The organism is Clostridium sp., assembly GCF_016650095.1.
GTDB lineage: Bacteria > Bacillota > Clostridia > Clostridiales > Clostridiaceae > Clostridium_AD.
Map to the genome: position 1 here is coordinate 1 of NZ_JAENWL010000410.1, position 2,971 is coordinate 2,971.

The 2,971-nt window shown below is 30.8% G+C and carries 3 protein-coding genes; 2 read left to right on the plus strand and 1 reads right to left on the minus strand.

From position 1 onward, the window contains the following. Positions 1-286: 286 nt before the first annotated feature. Positions 287-802, minus strand: coding sequence for a GNAT family N-acetyltransferase (locus JJE11_RS17165; RefSeq protein ID WP_291637828.1), 516 nt, complete (start codon positions 800-802; stop codon positions 287-289). Between the two features lie 490 nt (positions 803-1,292). Between JJE11_RS17165 and JJE11_RS17170 the strand changes: the two genes are divergently transcribed. Beyond that, positions 1,293-1,655, plus strand: a complete 363-nt coding sequence (locus JJE11_RS17170) for a metalloregulator ArsR/SmtB family transcription factor (protein WP_291637830.1) — start codon at positions 1,293-1,295, stop codon at positions 1,653-1,655. A 306-nt stretch (positions 1,656-1,961) separates the two neighbouring features. Next, positions 1,962-2,971: cation transporter (locus JJE11_RS17175; RefSeq protein ID WP_291637832.1), on the plus strand; the 1,010-nt coding region annotated here is incomplete at its 3' end.

Here is a 2,971-nt window from a genome sequence, read left to right on the forward strand (position 1 = left end):
CTGCAAATAAAATAAATTAAGAATTACTAAGGCTTGTTCAAATGCATTTTACGCAATATATACTTTTGTTAGCATAATATGAGAAAAAAGAGTTAATATCAAAATTGATATTATATATAAGATTAAAGATTAAGACATTTAAGAACGGAGGGGTGCCATTTATTGAGGTGGGGGATAACAATTGATAATTGTTATCTGCCCTAAGAGAGTCTAAAAGTAGGTGAATCTCCATCTTAAGTCGCTCTATGGACCATGGCAGGTGATGATTTAATGGTTAATTAATTAATCAAACTTCTATCCAATATCTTTGAGTTATTTCGCCATCATCCTTAACTTCATTTTCTAAAACTCCACCATTTTTTATTATAGTTTTAGCAGAGCCTGCATTATTTTTATTGCAGGTAATTAAAATTTTATTGATTCCAAGTTCTTTTGCTATTGGTAAAGCCATAGATAGCATCAATGTTGCATAACCTTTTTTTCTCTCGGATTTGCGAATTCCATAACCAATATGACCGCCAAAATTAAATAAATAGTCATTTAGAGAATGTCTAATATTTATTGCTCCTATAATTCTTTTATTGTCTAAAACTAAGAAGAATGTATGTGCGGGAACTAAGTGTGATGGACAGTTATCCACAGTTTCAATTTTGTACGTATACGAAAGCCATGATTTATAATCCATATCTAATAATTTTACAGCATATGGAACTATTGCTTCGCCATTGTTTTCCCATTCATTAATAAAGGCACAATATTGCTCTTCCATTTCCGTATTAGCTCTTAATAATTCAAGTTTCAAATTTATCACCCCATTAGATATAAATTGTATCATATTATTTCATAATTTATGATATTTTATCATTTAATATTTTGCTGTTTTTTTTAGTGAATAAATAAAAATATGACGTTATGAGGTGTGATACTATCTATAGTTTAGCAAAGGGTGAAATTCTAGAAAAAGGTTGTCATAAAGAGCTTATAGGGTAGAAGGTAATACTTGACAAAAGTTACCATATAAAGTAACTTAATGGGTGTAGGTCTTTTATTTTAGTTATTTATTTTCATATCCCTAAGGTACAAGTTTTTATTAAAACTTGTACCTTTTTTTTATTGATTAGCTTATAATCCCACTCTGTAAATTGGGATTATAAGCTAATATTTAAAAAGTTCTTAACCGTCCCCAACAAATTGTAACAAGTTGCAATTTGTTTCTTGACAAGCATACATTGGTGCCATATAATGAACACATGAACAATGATTCATATGTTCATATGAATGGAGGATAATATATGGGAAAAAATATAGAAGTTTGTGCTTTTTCTTCGGTACATGAAGATGTAGTTGAAAAAGTAAGAAAATCAATACCACAAGAGGAAACATTATATGACTTGGCAGAGCTTTTTAAAGTTTTTGGAGATAGTACAAGAATTAAAATTCTTTGTGTGTTATTCGAAACTGAAATGTGTGTTTGCGACATAGCAGCTCTTCTTACTATGACTCAATCAGCCATTTCACATCAACTTCGTGTGCTTAAGAATGCTAGACTTGTGAAGTATAGGCGCGAAGGTAAGGTTGTATACTATTCATTGGATGACGATCATGTTAAACATATTTTCGATCAAGGACTTATACACATAAAGGAACTTAGATAAGATTATATTGATAACAAATAAGGCGTTAAATCATCTCCTGCGGAGCTGCATATTAACGACTTCAGAAGGAGATTTATATTCCCACTGAAGTTTTATTTTGCTAGAGTAGTTATCCTCTGGGTAGGTCTCTGGGGTAGATAACAATTCTCAACTGTTATCCTCCCAATTTAGAAGGGGGAGACTTTCCTTCTGAAATGTCATTAAAGTATATACAACTGGCACAAAAAAGAAGTTAAATAATATTCTATTACATACAGCAAAATTCAAAATAAAAAATCGATAAAAATTTTGAAAGCGGGTGAAAAAATGGATACTACAATAAAAAGGGAATTCATTTTAGAGGGTCTAGGTTGTGCTAATTGTGCAAATAAAATTGAAGCTCAATGTAAGAAATTAGATGGGGTATTAGATGCAAATATTAATTTTATAAGTAAAAGCCTAATAATTCAATTTAAGAGTGAAGAAATAATGTTAAATGTTATAGATGAAACAAAAAAAATAATTAAGAAGATAGAACCTAATGTTAAGGTTATACCAAAGAATGTAAATACATTTAAGCATGACAAAGAAGGTCATGTACATGTAGAGAAAAATCATAACTACAGTCACACTCATGATCATGATCACGGACATGAACATGCTGAAGAAGGGAATAATAAAAATAAACTCGTACGTTTTTCTGTAGGTGTAGCAATTTTTATCATTGCAATTGTATTTAAACTAAATCATCTAGTTGAATTTGCTTTATTCTTCATAAGTTATTTATTAATTGGTGGGGAAGTCCTAATAGTTGCCGTACGTAATATATTAACAGGTCAAATTTTTGATGAAAATTTCTTAATGGCACTCGCTACAGTGGGCGCATTTTCTATAGGACAATATCCAGAAGGCGTTGGTGTTATGCTTTTTTACCAAGTAGGAGAATTTTTCCAAGACATCGCTGTAAATAAATCGAGAAAATCTATATCTGCACTTATGGATATAAGGCCAGATTATGCAAATAAAAAGTTTAAAGATGAAATTAGAAAAGTAGATCCAGAGGAAGTACACATAGGAGATATTATAATAGTAAAGCCGGGAGAAAAAGTGCCTTTAGATGGTATTGTTATGGAAGGTAAGTCATTAGTAGATACAGCTGCTTTAACTGGTGAATCAGTTCCAAGACAAGTTAAAAGCGGGGATGAGATTTTGGCTGGGTGCATTAATAAAAATGGTTTGTTAACTATAGAGGTGAAAAAAGAATTTGGGGAATCAACTCTAGCAAAAATTTTGGATTTAGTGCAAAATGCTAGTAGCAAAAAAGCACCAACTGAAAA

Excerpts from the sequence above, each read along its gene's own strand:
- JJE11_RS17170 (WP_291637830.1), top strand. The coding sequence starts at position 1,293 with ATGGGAAAAAATATAGAAGTTTGTGCTTTTTCTTCGGTACATGAAGAT.